Genomic DNA, 15021 nt, shown 5'->3' on the forward strand with positions numbered 1-15021 from the left:
CGACCTACGGGAGCCATGACTTCGTAGGTCGGTGGTCGAAGACCCCGACATGGACCTGCTGAAGCCCGCCCAAGTTGAATCAGGTTCTGCGCCCATGCTCACAAACGTCGGACTCTGCAAGTGCCGACCTACGGGAGCCGACTTCGTAGGTCGGTGGTCGAAGACCCCGACATTGGGCTGCTGAAGCCCGCCAAAGTTGAATCGGGTTCAGCGCCCAAGCTCACAAGCGTCGGACTCTTCGAGTGCCGACCTACGGGAGCCATGACTTCGTAGGTCGGTGGTCGAAGACCCCGACATGGGGCTGCTGAAGCCCACCAAAGTTGAATCAGGTTCAGCGCCCAAGCTCACAAACGTCGGACTCTGCGAGTGCCGACCTACGGGAGCCATGACTTCGTAGGTCGGTGGTCGAAGACCCCGACATGGGCCTGCTGAAATCCACCAAAGTTGAATCGGGTTCAGCGCCTAAGCTCACAAACGTCGGACTCTGCGAGTGCCGACCTACGCGAGCCATGACTTCGTAGGTCGGTGGTAGAAGACCCCGACATGAGCCTGCTGAAGCCCGCCAAAGTTGAATCAGGTTCAGCGCCCAAGCTCACAAACGTCGGACTCTGCGAGTGCCGACCTACGGGAGCCATGACTTCGTAGGTCGGTGGTCGAAGACCCCGACATGGGCCTGCTGAGGCCCACCAAAGTTGAATCAGGTTCAGCGCCCAAGCTCACAAACGTCGGACTCTGCGAGTACCGACCTACGGGAGCCATGACTTCGTAGGTCGGTGGTCGAAGACCCCGACATGGGGCTGCTGAAGCCCGCCAAAGTTGAATCAGGATCAGCGCCCAAGCGCGCAGACGTCGGACTCTGCGAGTACCGACCTACGGGAGCCGACTTCGTAGGTCGGCGGTCGGAGACCCCGACATTGGGCTGCTGAAGCCCGCCAACGTTGAATCAGGTTCAGCGCCCATGCTCACAAACGTCGGACTCTTCGAGTGCCGACCTACGGGAGCAATGACTTTGTAGGTCGGCGGTCGGAGACCCCGACATGGGGCTGCTGAAGCCCGCCAAAGTTGAATCAGGTTCAGCGCCTATGCTCACAAACGTCGGACTCTGCGAGTGCCGACCTACGGGAGCCATGACTTCGTAGGTCGGTGGTCGAAGACCCCGACATTGGGCTGCTGAAGCCCGCCAAAGTTGAATCAGGTTCAACGCCCAAGCTCACAAACGTCGGACTCTGCGAGTGCCGACCTACGGGAGCCATGACTTCGTAGGTCGGCGGTCGAAGACCCCGACATGGGGCTGCTGAAACCCGCCCAAGTTGAATCGGGTTCAGCGCCTAAGCTCACAAACGTCGGACTCTGCGAGTGCCGACCTACGAGAGGGCATTTCTCACTTATTTCTAACTTCAGCGTGGCGTATCAGAAGCAATGAGTGTTCAGCAAGCGGCGCAAGCTTGCATGGATTTGGCGGTTTGCAGGCGCGTCTCCTCGAGCAGAAAGTCGAGAAAAACCCGGGTGCGTTTTGGCATGAATTTGCGGGTTGGCACGGCTGCATACATGCTCAATCGGCCTGTGATCCAGGGGGCCAGCACGCGCACCAATTCACCGCGTGTCAGATAAGGCGCCACCAGGTCCACCGCCACCGAGATGATGCCCGCCCCATCGATGGCCGCGCGCAACAAGCTGTCGGTGTGGTTGCCCAGCAGCACGGGCTGGATGTCGACCTCGGTGGGGTGCGCCGGGTTGTCCGGACACCACATTTGCCACACGCGGGGCCTGATGTGCGGCATTTTCAGGCGCAAGCAATCGTGCTGCATCAATTCCTGCGGCTGCCGGGGCGTGCCGCGTCGGCGCAAGTATTCAGGCGAGGCCACCAAAATGGCTTCGGACTCCAGCACCTTGCGTGCTATCACATCGCCGTCAAAGCTGTCATCGGTGCCCAACAAGGTGATGTCGAAGTCTTCAATGGGCGGCTCGCGCAGGCTTTCCACCTCCAGCTCGATCAGGATCTTGGGATAGCGCCTGCGAAACTCCGCCAGCAAGGGCGCAATCACGTAGGTGGCCAGCACCGGTGGCGCATGAAGGCGCAGCAGGCCCGCCAGATCGGTGGTTTGCGCGCTGACCACCGCGTCGGCTTCATCAATGTCCTGCAAGATGTTGCGCACACGGCCAAGGTACTGCTGACCCGCCTCGGTCAGCGACAGTCGGCGTGTTGAGCGCTGCAGCAAACGCGTGCCCAGGTGCTCTTCCAGATCGGCCACCAGACGTGTCACCACAGGCGCGGACATGTCCAGCGCCCTTGCAGCGGCTGCAAAGCCCCCCTCGTCCACCACACGCTCAAACACGCGCATAGACAACAAACGGTCCATGAGGCTCTCCAAAAACTGTATTGCAAGCCCTCCATTGTTTCTTATTTAGAAATGACCCAATGTATTTTTGATTGTTTTTCTATTGATTCAGAAATTTTACAGTTCAACCCATCGATGCAGCGCTTTCAACCAACGCTTCACCGATCAGGTCAAAGCCCCGTCAATCCGACAGGCAGACCGTTTTTCAAACTTTCAAGGAAACCTGATCATGAACCGCTCTATCCTCTCCGCCATCACCCTCGCTGTTGCCGTCTTAGCCGCTGGCAATGCCATGGCCACAGACGCCTCAGCCCCCAAAACCCGCGAGCAAGTGAAAGCTGAACTGGCCGAAGCCATCCGCACGGGCGACATTGTCGTCAACGGTGAAACCCAGCAAAAAGCCAATGAAGTGAACCCAGGCCTGTATCCCGCCAAGCCTGTTGTGCAAGGCAAGACCCGCGATGAAGTGAAGGCCGAACTGGCCGAGGCCATCCGCACCGGCGACATTGTCGCCAACGGCGAAACCCAGCAAAAAGCCAATGAAGTGAATCCAGGTCTGTATCCCGCCAAGCCTGTCCTTCAGGCCAAGACCCGCGCAGAAGTCAAAGCCGAATTGGCTGAGGCCATCCGCACCGGCAACATGCCCGACCATGGTGAAACTGGCCTCATGCTGAACCAGGTCTACCCACAACGCTACGGTCGCCACATCTGAACGCGGTGGGTCTACCAGGCGCTAGCCAAGGCCTTCATCGGGCAAGAGCCCCGGCCCGCAGTTTGTATGCAGGTCGCTGACGCCGAACCCACACGTCATCGCCAAGATGAGAACCCCGCCGATCGTCGCAGCTCAAGCTGACGACCCGGCGGGGCTTTCTTGTTGACTTCACGATAATCGTCGGATGCATTTTTTCCGTCGTCCCGCTTCGCTGGCTTTGGGGCCATTCAGTGTCTGGCTGTCCTTGCCTCAGCTCATCACCTGGGGCAGCGTGTTCTACACCTTCTCATTGCTCATGACGCCGCTCGAAGCCGAGTTAGGCATGAGCCGGGCCGAATCGTCGCTGGCCTTCAGCCTGGCCTTGCTGGCCGAGGGCCTGATGGCTTATCTGATTGGCCGCTGGATCGACCATGGCCACGAGCGCTGGGTGATGACGCTGGGCTCGGTCTGGGTGGGGGTGGGCTTGCTCGCGCACAGTCAGGTGCAGACTGTCAGCGGCTTTTATGCCGTTTGGGTGTGGCTGGGTCTGGGCCTGGCAGCCACGCTTTATTCGCCCGCATTCGCCGTGGTCACGCGGCGTTTTGGTCAGGACTTTCGCCGCGCCATCATCACCCTGACATTTTTAGGGGGCCTGGCCAGCACCGTGTTCATTCCGCTGTCGAGCTGGTGGATAGCGCTGTGGGGCTGGCGTCAAGCGCTGTGGGCTTTGGCGGCATTGCAGCTTTTGCTGTGCGCGCCGCTGCATGCTTGGTTGTTGCAAGGCGCGCCTGAGCCTGTGCGTCAAGACGAGGGCCAGCGTGAGCGCCGCGTTTCGTTGAAAGCACATTTGCGGCAAACGCCTTTTTGGCTGCTGGCAGCATTTAGCTTGCTCATGATGGCGGTCACCTCGGCCCTGCCTGCCCACATGATCGCCTTGCTTGAAGAAGCCAAGTTGCCACCGGCCTGGGTGATCGCCATCCCGGCGGCGATTGGTGTGATCCAGGTGATTGGCCGTTTTGTGCTGTTTGTGTTTGAGCGTTACTGGGACGTGCACACCGCCAACCGCTGGATTCCGATGCTGATTCCCTCGGGCTTGCTGGTGCTGATCGTCTTTGGTCTGCAGGCGCTGCCCGCCATGGTGTTTGTCCTGCTCTATGGTCTGGGCAATGGCATGAACACCATCGTCAAAGGAACGGCCATGGCGCAATACGTCAGCCGCGAACATGTGGGGCAGCTCAATGGCTTGCTGGGCCTGCCCATCGCCTTGGCCCGGGCAGCTGCACCCCTGACCATGGGTGTGCTCTGGTCACCCGAGCACGGTTATGGCATGGCCTTGTGGTGGCTGCTGCTGGCCAGCTTGTTGGCCACTGCCGCCTTGTGGATGGCACAAAGGCAGGCCCTGAAAACCAAGCCTTGAGGTTGTTGCACTGGCCCTGCATGACGAAGGCTTGAGGTCTGCCTGTTGATTCGGCATGTGAATTTTGAAATGTGTGATGCATTTTTTCCCGTAGGTCGGTACTCGCAGAGTCCGACATCTGACCGATCCACCATCATCGCCCGTCATCTGCATTGGCGCTTGGCGCACACACGTCGGGGTTTTCGACCACCGACCTACAACAACAGGCGCACAAACGTCGGGGTCTTTGACCGCCGACCTACAACAACAGCTGCCCCGCAGGTCGGCACTCGCAGAGTCCGACATCTGACCGATCCACCACCATCGCCCGCCATCTGCATTGGCGCTTGGCGCACAAACGTCGGGGTCTTCGACCACCGACCTACAACAACAGCCGCCCCGTAGGGCGGCACTCGCAGAGTCCGACATATGACCAATCCACCACCATCGCCCGCCATCTGCATTGGCGCTTGGCGCACATACGTCGGGGTCTTCGACCGCCGACCTACAACAACAGCTGCCCCGTAGGTCGGTACTCGCAGAGTCCGACATCTGACCGATACACCACCATCGCCCGTCATCTGCATTGGCGCTTGGCCCACAAACGGCGGGGTTTTCGACCACCGACCTACAACAACAGCTGCCCCGTAGGTCGGTACTCGCAGAGTCCGACATCTGACCGACCCACCACCATCGCCCGCCATCTGCATTGGCGCTTGGCCCATAAACGTCGGGGGCTTCGACCGCCGACCTACAACAACAGCTGCCCCGTAGGTCGGTACTCGCAGAGTCCGACATCTGACCGACCCACCACCATCGCCCGCCGTCTGCATTGGCGCTTGGCGCACACACGTCGGGGTCTTTGACCGCCGACCTACAACAACAGGCGCACAAACGTCGGGGTCTTCGACCGCCGACCTACAACAACAGCTGCCCCGTAGGTCGGTACTCGCAGAGTCCTACATCTGACCGACCCACCAACATCGCCCGCCGTCTGCACTGGCGCTTGACGCAAACACGTCGGGGTCTTCGACCGCCGACCTACAACAACAGCTGCCCCGTAGGTCGGTACTCGCAGAGTCCGACATCTGACCGATCCACCACCATCGCCCGTCATCTGCGTTGGAGCTTTGCATGCAAACGTCGGGGTCTTCGACCGCCGACCTACATCTTCTTTTGGCATTGAAAACTTCACTGGGCCGAATCATTCATGCCGTCTACCGGATGCGGTTTGCCAAGGTCGTACGTTGTCACACAGACGCACGCACAGCCCCGGACCTATGGTGTGTCTTGTTTCGGGTGCTGCGCCAGCAGTCTGCCTGATCGTGCAACCCAACCCACCGGAGATGCCCATGACCCGTCTGCCATCGAACATCCCGCCGCAAGACGATGACCTGGCCGCTCAGGCGCGCCCTGGCCACGGCGTGCCGTCACAGGACCCGAACACCTCTGCGCAATTTGCGCTCACCGAAGCAGAATCACAACGCGAGACCGCATCGGTCGTGACCGGCAGCGTCATGGCGGCCGGTGCCGCCACAGGGGCCACTGTGGGTGGCATGGTGGCTGGCCCCGTGGGTGTGATGGTGGGTGCTGGTGTGGGAGCCGTGGTGGGTGCCTTGGGTGGCACGGCTGCCACACTCATCGCCGAAGACACCAGCAGCGCGCCCTCGGCTTTTGGGCCTTCGCCTGCCCCATGGCCACCGTCTGACCCGATGGCCGCGCCAGTTTCGACCCCCACGCCCTCCGTGCACCTGCACATCGAAGACACAGGCGGTGACGGCCGCGCAGTGCTGCTGATCCATGGCTGGCCCTTGTCGGGACAGGCTTGGCAAGCCCAGGTGCCGGTGCTGCAAGCGGCTGGCTACCGCGTGGTCACGTATGACCGCAGAGGCTTTGGCCGCTCGGACAAACCCGATTCGGACTACAGCTACAACACCCTGGCCGACGACCTGCGTCAGGTCATTCTTGAGCGCGGACTCCAGCAAGTGACGCTGGTCGGCTTTTCCATGGGCGGGGGCGAAGTGGCGCGCTACATCGAACGCTATGGAGAGTCACGCGTGCACAGCGTGGTGTTTGCTGCTGCCGTGCCGCCTTGCCTGATGCAGTCGCCAGGCAACCCCGAAGGCCCCTTGACGCCCGAAAAAGCCCACGCCTTCAGGCAAGCACTGGAACAAGACCGCGAAGCATTCTTTGAGACCTTTACGCACAACTTTTTCTCGGCCAACGGCGTGCTGCAGGTCAGCGAAGAGGCGCGCCAGGAGGCCGTCGCCCTGTGCCGCCAATCGGCGCAGCATGCGGCGCTGGCCTGCATGGATGCCTTCCACACCACCGACTTTCGGCAGGATCTGAAAAAGCTGACCGTGCCCACGCTGGTGATTCACGGCGATGCGGATGCGATCGTGCCCATCGCGGGCTCGGGTGAGCGCACGCACCATGCCGTGCCACACAGCCAAATGGTGCGGGTCAGCGGTGCCCCCCATGGGCTGAACGTGTCGCACGCCCAAGCGTTCAACGAGGCCTTGCTGCAATTTCTGAAGCTTTGAGAGCCTCTGCCCAAGTCCGAATGGCCGCTGCATTGGCCATGGGTCAGGCCATCGGTGCGCCCTAAAATGCCTGCATGCACTCCCCACTCGACAGCATGGTTTACATCGTTGATGACGACATCAGCGTGCGCGAAGGCATGGCCTGGCTGCTGCGCACGCGGCGTTTAATGAGCGAATCGTTTGCAAGCGCAGAGGCTTTTTTGCAAATGCTGGACAAAACGGGCAAGGCCTTGCCAGAGCAAGTGGGCTGCATCCTGCTGGATGTGCGCATGCCTGGCCTGAGTGGCCTGGCCCTGTTTGAGCAATTGATGGCCAGCGGCATCGCCAAAGCCTGGCCTGTGATTTTTTTGACGGGGCACGCCGATGTGCCCACAGCGGTCGACAGTGTCAAACGTGGTGCCTTTGATTTTTGTGAAAAACCGTTTTCGGACAACGCACTGGTGGACCGAATCGAGCAGGCGCTGAACCTGTCACATGAGCGCCTGATGGCCCGCCACCAGCAGCAACTGCTGCAATCACGGCTTGGCGAACTGACCGACCGCGAACGCGACGTGATGCGCCTGGTGGTCGAAGGACTGCCCAATAAATTGATCGCCGACCAGCTGGACATCAGCGTGCGCACCGTCGAAGTGCACCGCTCCCGTGTTTTAGACAAGATGGAAGTCAAATCGGCGGTGGAACTGGCCAATTTGCTGCGCGCCCTGGACTGAATGCTGAAGACGCAGATGGGTCGCTGCGCGCGCCGCCCTACAATTTACCCATGTCTGTTCATGCCCCCCATCCACTTGCGCGCACTTGGCGGATCATGGGTCCATTGGCCGGATGTGTGGGGGTGATTTTGGCGGGATGCTCTTCCACGCGGCAGGCTTCCAACCTCCCCCCCAACGCACCCAGGGCTACCCCCCCAACTCGAACGGCTGAGCCCAGCCGCACCCAAAGTCAGCGCAACGATCTGGCCTTGTTTGCCATGTCGCTGCTGGACACCCGCTACACCTGGGGCGGACGCGGCCCGGCCACTGGCTTTGACTGCTCCGGGCTGGTCTCGCATGTATACCGCGAGGCGGTGGGCATCCCGGTCAAGGGCACGTCGGCCGAACTGGGGCGTCAATCACGGCCCATTGACCGTTCTCAACTGCAGCCCGGTGATTTGGTTTTTTTCAACACCCTGGGCACCCGCCACTCGCATGTGGGCGTGTACGTGGGCAACAACAAATTTGTCCACGCCAGCAATCCCCGCACCGGCGTGCGCATGGATGCGCTGAGCAACCGCTACTACGCCCAGCGGTTTGAAGGCGCGCAGACTTTGCTGGACTGAATCCATGTATGGATCCGGCACGCTGAGGTTTGAAATGTGTGCGACATGCCATCTCGCAGGTCGGCACTCGCAGAATCCGACGTTTTCAGCCCAAGGCACAGGCCCATGTCGGGGTCTTTGACCGCCGACCTACACCACCACCATCGCCCGTCATCTGCATTGGCGCTTGGCGCACAAACGTCGGAGTCTTCGACCGCCGACCTACAACAACAGCTGCCCCGTAGGTCGGTACTCGCAGAGTCCGACATCTGACCGATCCACCAACATCGCCCGCCATCTGCATTGGCGCTTGGCCCACACACGTCGGGGTCTTCGACCGCCGACCTACAACAACAGCTGCCCCGTAGGTCGGCACTCGCAGAGTCCGACATCTGACCGATCCACCAACATCGCCCGACGTCTGCATTGGCGCTTGGCCCACAAACGTCGGGGTCTTCGACCGCCGACCTACAACAACAGCTGCCCCGTAGGTCGGTACTCGCAGAGTCCGACATCTGACCGATCCACCACCATCGCCCGTCATCTGCATTGGCGCTTGGCGCACAAACGTCGGAGTCTTCGACCGCCGACCTACAACAACACCACCATCTCGTAGGTCGGCACTCGCAGAGTCCGACATCTGACCGATCCACCACCAGCGCCCGCCGTCTGCATTGGCGCTTGGCGCACAAACGTCGGAGTCTTCGACCGCCGACCTACAACAACAGTTGCCCCGTAGGTCGGCACTCGCAGAGTCCGACATCTGACCGATCCAGCACCAGCGCCCGCCCTCTGCATTGGCGCTTGGCGCACAAACGTCGGGGTCTTCGACCGCCGACCTACAAAACACCACCATCTCGTAGGTCGGTACTCGCAGAGTCCGACATCTGACCGATCCACCACCATCGCCCGTCATCTGCATTGGCGCTTGGCGCACAAACGTCGGAGTCTTCGACCGCCGACCTACAGCAACACCACCATCTCGTAGGTCGGTACTCGCAGAGTCCGACATCTGACCGATCCACCACCATCGCCCGCTGTCTGCATTGGCGCTTGGCGCACAAACGTCGGGGTCTTCGACCACCAACCAACATCACCCTTGAAGATTTCACCATTTGTCTGTTGGACGATATACGGATCAGTGGCGGTTACAAACCCAGAACAAACTTCGATTAACCCTTCGATATGTAACAAAGTTTCATGAATTCGCATACGATGGTTACATGAACCGTTGCAAAACTTGCTGACGGTTTTCAACCCACCACCCTCTACCCACTTACCCGCGAAAGTGAGACTGTCATGACCACAAGGATCGGTATCAACGGATTTGGCCGCATTGGCCGCATGGTGCTGCGTGCAGCGGTGCAGAACTTCAACGACATCGAGATCGTCGGCATCAACGATTTACTCGAGCCCGACTACCTGGCCTACATGCTGCAATACGACAGCGTGCATGGCCGCTTCAAAGGCACCATCGCCGTGGAGGGCAACACCCTGGTGGTGAACGGCCAGCGCATTCGCCTGACGCAAGAGCGCGACCCGGCCAACCTGAAGTGGAACGAGGTCGGTGCCGATGTGGTGATCGAAGCCACCGGCCTGTTTCTGGACAAGGACAGCGCAAGCAAGCACCTGGCTGCCGGGGCCAAAAAGGTCGTCATGTCGGCCCCGTCGAAGGACGACACGCCCATGTTTGTGTACGGCGTGAACCACGACACCTATGCGGGCCAAGCCATCATCAGCAACGCCAGCTGCACCACCAACTGCCTGGCCCCCATCACCAAGGTGCTCAACGACAAATGGGGCATCAAGCGCGGCTTGATGACCACGGTGCATGCGGCCACGGCCACCCAAAAAACCGTGGACAGCCCCAGCAACAAAGACTGGCGCGGCGGTCGCGGCATTTTGGAAAACATCATCCCTAGCAGCACGGGCGCGGCCAAGGCGGTGGGCGTGGTGATCCCGGCCATCAAAGGCAAGCTCACGGGCATGTCGTTTCGCGTGCCCACCTCGGATGTGTCGGTGGTGGACCTGACGGCTGAGCTGCAAACCCCGGCCACGTATGCCGAAATTTGCGCCGAGATGAAGGCGCAAAGCGAAGGCGCTTTGAAGGGCGTGCTGGGTTACACCACCGACAAAGTGGTGTCGACTGACTTCCGTGGCGAGGTTTGCACCAGCGTGTTTGATGCCGACGCGGGCATTGCGCTGGACAGCACCTTCATCAAGGTGGTGGCCTGGTACGACAACGAGTGGGGATATTCGAACAAGTGCCTGGAGATGGCGCGGGTGGTTGGGCAGGGGATGGAGCGCTGAGCACAACAAGCCCCGTGTGAAACGGACGTCTGCTTAACGGGCGTTCAAGCCGTCAAAGCAGGTGCTCATGACCATGTCCAGGATTTGTTCGTCGCTGTGTTGTTCGCCCATTTTGAGGAACTCCAGCACCGGGTCACAGGCGCGGGCAAACAAGGTGTAGAGCACCGCCACAGCAGGCAATGACGGGTTGACACTGCCCTGAGCCTGGGCTTGTTCGATCCAGCCGCCCAGTGCGTCACTGACTTCCATGAGGCCGTCCATGTATGCCTTGCTGCCCATCAAAGTGGCGCGCAGACTGGAGTTTTGGCTGGGCAAAGAGGGCATCTGGCCTTGCAACTTGAGCGTCATGGTCCAGCGCGTGACGGCCTTGAGTTTGTCCAAGGGTGCTTGCTCTGCGGGCACTTGCGCGATGAAAGCCTGGGCGCGTTGCATGGCCATGACCATGGCGGCACAAGCGAGTTCTTCCTTGCTGGGGAAATGCTTGTAAAGACTGGCCTTGGCAATGCCCACCTCAGCGGCCACTTCGTCCACGGTCATCGCATCAAAACCTTTGTCGGCCAGCAAGCGGTTGACAGATTCAATGATGGCCGATTCGCGGGCTGCCAGCATTTGGACTTTGAATGATTTTTTTTGCGGTTTTGTTTCTTCTGGGTTCATGCTTTCATTCTAGCGCCCAAGGCTAAAAGATGACTCATCAGTCACCTTTTGAAATGCCAGAACTTAATTTGGCAAGATGCCCGCCACGCCTGACTGCACCTGAAACCGTGCCTGCGTTTTGAGCACCCCGTCGGCCTGCGCGGGATTGGTGGTGGTTCGAAACTGGGCGCTGACGCCTTCGGGCTTCACGTCGATCAGGGTGTAGCCCCGCTCATCCGAACGCGCATGCAGGATGTCGGGATTGCTGTCGCGAATTTGCGCCAGCAGTTTTTCGCCCAGCCCCCGCGAGGTGATGGAGGTGGTCACCAACTCGCTGGCCACCACGGGCGAGCGCTCGTCGCCCGCCTGCACACGCAATTGGGCAGCCACGTTCATGTGCACATCACCCCCCAACATCAGCACGTTTTGCACACGCGCCTTTGCGACGGTGTTGAGCAGCCGGGCCCGCGCCTGCGGGTAGCCATCCCAACCATCGGTGAAGGCACTGCGGCCCATGGGCGTGTTGACGCCGCTCGAACTCATTTGCGTGGACTGGGCCACCAGCTTCCAGCGTTTGGTGCTGCTGCTCAGGCCTTCGGTGAACCATTGCTCTTGCGCGGTGCCCAGCATGGTGCGGGAGGGATCGGCCAGCGCTTCGCAACCCATCACCACACGGCCACCGCCCCGGTTGGGGTCCGGGCAGGCCTGGTGGTCACGGTACTGGCGGCAGTCCAGCGTCCACAGATCCGCCAGGCGCCCCCACGCCATGCGGTCGTGGATGCGCATCTGGCTGGCGTTGGCCGGGTCTGGCCCCAGGCGCACCGGCATGTGCTCAAAGTAAGCCTGATAAGCCGCCGCCCTGCGGCGCAAAAACACCTGTGGATCGGTGTAGTCACGGTCCAGGTCGTTGGCGTAATCGTTGACCACTTCATGGTCATCCCAGGTCATGACCCAGCTGTGCGCCGCATGGCAGGCTTGCAGATCGGCGTCGGTTTTGTATTGCGCATGGCGTTCGCGGTATTCATCGAGCTGCCGGGGCACGCCCCCCTGATGCTTGCGCAAGATGTGTTGGGGGTTGGAACTTTCGTAGATGTAGTCGCCCACAAACAGCACCAGGTCCAGATCGCGCTGGGCCATCTCGCGGTGAGCCACATAAAAGCCCTGCTCGTAATGCTGGCAAGAGGCCAAGGCGATGCGCAGGCGGTCCACCGCATCGTTGACGCCCGGGCTGGTGCGCGCATGGCCTACCGGGCTGGTGGCGTTGCCGCAAACAAAGCGGTACCAGTAATGCCGCCCGGGCTGCAGCCCCTGGGCCAGCACATGCACGCTGTGGGCGCGGGTCGCATCGGTCTGCACACGCCATTGGCGCACCGGCTGGCGCAAGGCGGCATCGGCAAACACCTCACACACCACGCTGATCGTTTGGGCCTTGAGGGCCGCATCGGCCTCGTTGATGCGAAGACGTGTCCACAACACCACGCTGCCCGGCTGTGGCTGGCCGCTGGCCACACCCAAACTGAAGGGATCTACCTGCCAGCGTGGCCCTTGAGCGGCAGTGGCTGAACCCGACAAGGCCTGCGCCTGTGCTGCCGCGCCCAGCCAAGGCATCAAAGCCAGCGCCATGGCCCGACGGTGCACATCTCGGCGGGTCAAAAGAGATCGGTTCATGTCAGCAAAGCTTTCGGGTCAGCATGGCAAAAAGGTCCAACTTCCATATTAACCCGGCCCTTTCACTGCCCCAGGGATGCAGCGCCTGCTGGTGACAGCCTTGCACGAAAGACGGCGGCACAATGGCCTGCATGACCATGCCCACAAAAATCCGCAAAGACCACCTGGACGCCTTGGCTGTGGGCATATTGCTGGTGTGCTGCATGTTCTGGGGCTTTCAGCAGGTCCTGGTGAAAGCCACCGTGGACGAATTGCCGCCGGTGTTTCAGTCGGCGGTGCGCGGTGTCGGGGCCACGCTGCTGCTGTGGCTCTGGTGCCAATGTCGCGGGGTGCGCCTGTTTGAGCGCGATGGCAGCTTGTGGGCGGGCTTGCTGGTGGGTTGCCTGTTTGCCGCCGAATTTGCCTTCATTTACATCGGGCTCAAGCACACCTCGGCCTCGCGCCTGACGGTGTTTTTGTATACCTCGCCCTTTTGGGTGGCGGCCTTGGTGCCTTTGTTCATCCACACCGAGCGCCTGCGCCCCTTGCAATGGCTGGGCATGGCCTGCGCTTTTGCGGCGGTGGTGTTCGCCCTGCGCGAAGGCTTTGGCGGCGGCGGTGCCACCGGCGACCTGATGGGCCTGGCGGCGGGTGCCTTGTGGGGCCTGACCACCGTGGCCATCCGGGCAGCCAACCTCACGCGCCTGGCCCCCGAAAAACTGCTGTTTTACCAACTGGGCATCAGCTCTTTGGTGCTGGCCCTGCTGTCACTGCTGCTGGGCGAATCCTGGGGCGGCCACTGGAGCGGTTTTGCAATCGGCTCGGTGGCCGTGCAAACCGTGGTGGGCGCCTTCGCCAGTTATCTGGCCTGGATGTGGATGCTCGGCCGCTACCCGTCTACCCAAATTTCGGCCTTTGTTTTTTTGACACCGCTTTTCGCGCTACTGTTTGGCATGCTCTGGCTAGGCGAAAGCGTGACCTTGACCCTGGCCTTGTCCTTGGCTCTGGTGGCCGTGGGCATCGTCTTGGTCAACCGCCAATGAAGCCTTCACACCATCACCATCCACTGTAGGAACCCACCCCGTTGACGATGGTTTTGAGCGCGTTTGCCTCGCCCATCGCCCACGGGGAGAGCTCCCACAAAAGACCATTCACCCCTTTGATAGAAAGACCCCCATGACCTACCAAGCCCTTCAAATTGAAAAAGACGATGCCGGTTACCGCTGCAGCTTGAAAACGCTGGAAGACAGCGCCTTGCCCGAAGGCGATGTGACGGTGCAGGTGGACTATTCCACCCTCAACTACAAAGACGGCCTGGCCATCACCGGCAAAAGTCCAGTGGTGCGCAAATTTCCGCTCACACCCGGCATTGACCTGGCCGGGACCGTGACCGACAGCCAACACCCACTGTTCAAAGCAGGCGACAAAGTGGTGTTGAACGGCTGGGGCGTGGGCGAGAGCCACAGCGGCGGTCTGGCACAAAAGGCGCGCCTGAAAGGCGACTGGCTGGTGAAACTGCCTGCCGCCTTCACCCCGCGCCAGGCCATGGCCATTGGCACGGCAGGCTACACCGCCATGCTGTGCGTGATGGCGCTGCAAAAGCACGGCGTCACGCCTGCCAGCGGTGACATTTTGGTCACCGGTGCAGGCGGCGGCGTGGGCAGCGTGGCGATTGCGCTGCTGGCCAAGCTGGGTTATCGCGTGGTGGCCAGCACAGGTCGCCTGCAAGAAGCCGACTATCTGCGCCAGCTGGGCGCGGCCGACGTGATGGACCGGGCCGAACTGTCAGCGCCCGGCAAACCGCTGGCCAAAGAGCGCTGGGCGGGCGTGGTCGACACCGTGGGCAGCCACACCCTGGCCAACGCCTGCGCCAGCACCAAATACGGCGGCGTGGTCACCGCCTGCGGTTTGGCGCAAGGCATGGACTTTCCGTCCAGCGTGGCCCCCTTCATCTTGCGCGGCGTGACGTTGGTGGGTATCGACAGCGTGATGGCTCCGAGAGCCTTGCGCGAAGCGGCTTGGGCGCGGTTGGCCCAAGACCTGGACACCGCGCAGCTGGAGCGCATGACCCGCGAAGTGGGACTGGCCGATGCTGTGGCGCTGGGCAGCGAGATTCTGGCGGGCCAGGTGCGCGGTCGGGTGGTAGTGAATGTGAACTGCTGAAG

11 protein-coding genes are annotated in these 15021 nt (G+C 61.1%); 8 read left to right on the forward strand and 3 right to left on the reverse strand.

The window, feature by feature from the left end; translation table 11 throughout:
* Nucleotides 1–1427: 1427 nt before the first annotated feature.
* Nucleotides 1428–2360 carry a LysR family transcriptional regulator gene (locus H663_RS38060; RefSeq protein ID WP_053173317.1) on the reverse strand — a complete coding sequence of 311 codons (933 nt, stop codon included), beginning with the start codon at nucleotides 2358–2360 and terminating at the stop codon, nucleotides 1428–1430.
* 208 nt (nucleotides 2361–2568) lie between these two features.
* On the opposite strand from H663_RS38060, the gene H663_RS38065 reads away from it, so the two are divergent.
* The 6 genes from H663_RS38065 to gap all read left to right on the forward strand — a co-directional run bounded on the left by H663_RS38065 (nucleotide 2569) and on the right by gap (nucleotide 10573).
* Nucleotides 2569–3051: a DUF4148 domain-containing protein gene (locus H663_RS38065; RefSeq protein WP_053173646.1), complete on the forward strand. Its 483-nt coding sequence runs from the start codon at nucleotides 2569–2571 to the stop codon at nucleotides 3049–3051.
* Between the two features lie 184 nt (nucleotides 3052–3235).
* Nucleotides 3236–4447: an MFS transporter gene (locus tag H663_RS38070; protein ID WP_053173315.1), complete on the forward strand. Its 1212-nt coding sequence runs from the start codon at nucleotides 3236–3238 to the stop codon at nucleotides 4445–4447.
* A gap of 1331 nt (nucleotides 4448–5778) precedes the next feature.
* Nucleotides 5779–6969 carry an alpha/beta fold hydrolase gene (locus tag H663_RS38075; RefSeq protein ID WP_240620571.1) on the forward strand — a complete coding sequence of 397 codons (1191 nt, stop codon included), beginning with the start codon at nucleotides 5779–5781 and terminating at the stop codon, nucleotides 6967–6969.
* A 74-nt stretch (nucleotides 6970–7043) separates the two neighbouring features.
* Nucleotides 7044–7679 carry a response regulator transcription factor gene (locus tag H663_RS38080; RefSeq protein ID WP_053173313.1) on the forward strand — a complete coding sequence of 212 codons (636 nt, stop codon included), beginning with the start codon at nucleotides 7044–7046 and terminating at the stop codon, nucleotides 7677–7679.
* Between the two features lie 50 nt (nucleotides 7680–7729).
* Nucleotides 7730–8284, forward strand: a complete 555-nt coding sequence (locus H663_RS38085) for a C40 family peptidase (protein WP_053173311.1) — start codon at nucleotides 7730–7732, stop codon at nucleotides 8282–8284.
* A 1278-nt stretch (nucleotides 8285–9562) separates the two neighbouring features.
* On the forward strand, nucleotides 9563–10573 hold the full coding sequence (gene gap, locus H663_RS38090; protein ID WP_053173309.1) for a type I glyceraldehyde-3-phosphate dehydrogenase: 1011 nt from the start codon (nucleotides 9563–9565) through the stop codon (nucleotides 10571–10573).
* Between the two features lie 33 nt (nucleotides 10574–10606).
* Here the strand turns inward: gap and H663_RS38095 are convergent, their stop codons facing one another.
* Both H663_RS38095 and H663_RS38100 read right to left on the reverse strand, forming a co-directional pair.
* Complete coding sequence (locus H663_RS38095) at nucleotides 10607–11230, reverse strand: TetR/AcrR family transcriptional regulator (protein WP_053173307.1); 624 nt, start codon at nucleotides 11228–11230, stop codon at nucleotides 10607–10609.
* Between the two features lie 63 nt (nucleotides 11231–11293).
* Nucleotides 11294–12877, reverse strand: a complete 1584-nt coding sequence (locus H663_RS38100; RefSeq protein ID WP_053173306.1) for an alkaline phosphatase D family protein — start codon at nucleotides 12875–12877, stop codon at nucleotides 11294–11296.
* A gap of 137 nt (nucleotides 12878–13014) precedes the next feature.
* Between H663_RS38100 and H663_RS38105 the strand changes: the two genes are divergently transcribed.
* Both H663_RS38105 and acuI read left to right on the forward strand, forming a co-directional pair.
* On the forward strand, nucleotides 13015–13899 hold the full coding sequence (locus H663_RS38105) for a DMT family transporter (RefSeq protein WP_053173642.1): 885 nt from the start codon (nucleotides 13015–13017) through the stop codon (nucleotides 13897–13899).
* 133 nt (nucleotides 13900–14032) lie between these two features.
* Nucleotides 14033–15019 (forward strand): acrylyl-CoA reductase (NADPH), encoded by a 987-nt coding sequence (acuI, locus tag H663_RS38110; protein ID WP_053173304.1) that lies wholly within the window; start codon nucleotides 14033–14035, stop codon nucleotides 15017–15019.
* Nucleotides 15020–15021 lie beyond the last annotated feature (2 nt).

Source organism: Limnohabitans planktonicus II-D5, from assembly GCF_001270065.2.
Classification (GTDB): Bacteria; Pseudomonadota; Gammaproteobacteria; order Burkholderiales; family Burkholderiaceae_C; genus Limnohabitans_A; species Limnohabitans_A planktonicus.

Bases quoted from the DNA above. Each gene is read 5' to 3' on its own strand.
- acuI (WP_053173304.1), top strand. From the start codon at position 14,033: ATGACCTACCAAGCCCTTCAAATTGAAAAAGACGATGCCGGTTACCGC.
- H663_RS38100 (WP_053173306.1), bottom strand. From the start codon at position 12,877: ATGAACCGATCTCTTTTGACCCGCCGAGATGTGCACCGTCGGGCCATG.
- H663_RS38080 (WP_053173313.1), top strand. From the start codon at position 7,044: ATGCACTCCCCACTCGACAGCATGGTTTACATCGTTGATGACGACATC.
- H663_RS38095 (WP_053173307.1), bottom strand. From the start codon at position 11,230: ATGAACCCAGAAGAAACAAAACCGCAAAAAAAATCATTCAAAGTCCAA.
- H663_RS38105 (WP_053173642.1), top strand. From the start codon at position 13,015: ATGCCCACAAAAATCCGCAAAGACCACCTGGACGCCTTGGCTGTGGGC.
- H663_RS38065 (WP_053173646.1), top strand. From the start codon at position 2,569: ATGAACCGCTCTATCCTCTCCGCCATCACCCTCGCTGTTGCCGTCTTA.
- H663_RS38070 (WP_053173315.1), top strand. From the start codon at position 3,236: ATGCATTTTTTCCGTCGTCCCGCTTCGCTGGCTTTGGGGCCATTCAGT.
- gap (WP_053173309.1), top strand. From the start codon at position 9,563: ATGACCACAAGGATCGGTATCAACGGATTTGGCCGCATTGGCCGCATG.
- H663_RS38060 (WP_053173317.1), bottom strand. From the start codon at position 2,360: ATGGACCGTTTGTTGTCTATGCGCGTGTTTGAGCGTGTGGTGGACGAG.
- H663_RS38085 (WP_053173311.1), top strand. From the start codon at position 7,730: ATGTCTGTTCATGCCCCCCATCCACTTGCGCGCACTTGGCGGATCATG.
- H663_RS38075 (WP_240620571.1), top strand. From the start codon at position 5,779: ATGACCCGTCTGCCATCGAACATCCCGCCGCAAGACGATGACCTGGCC.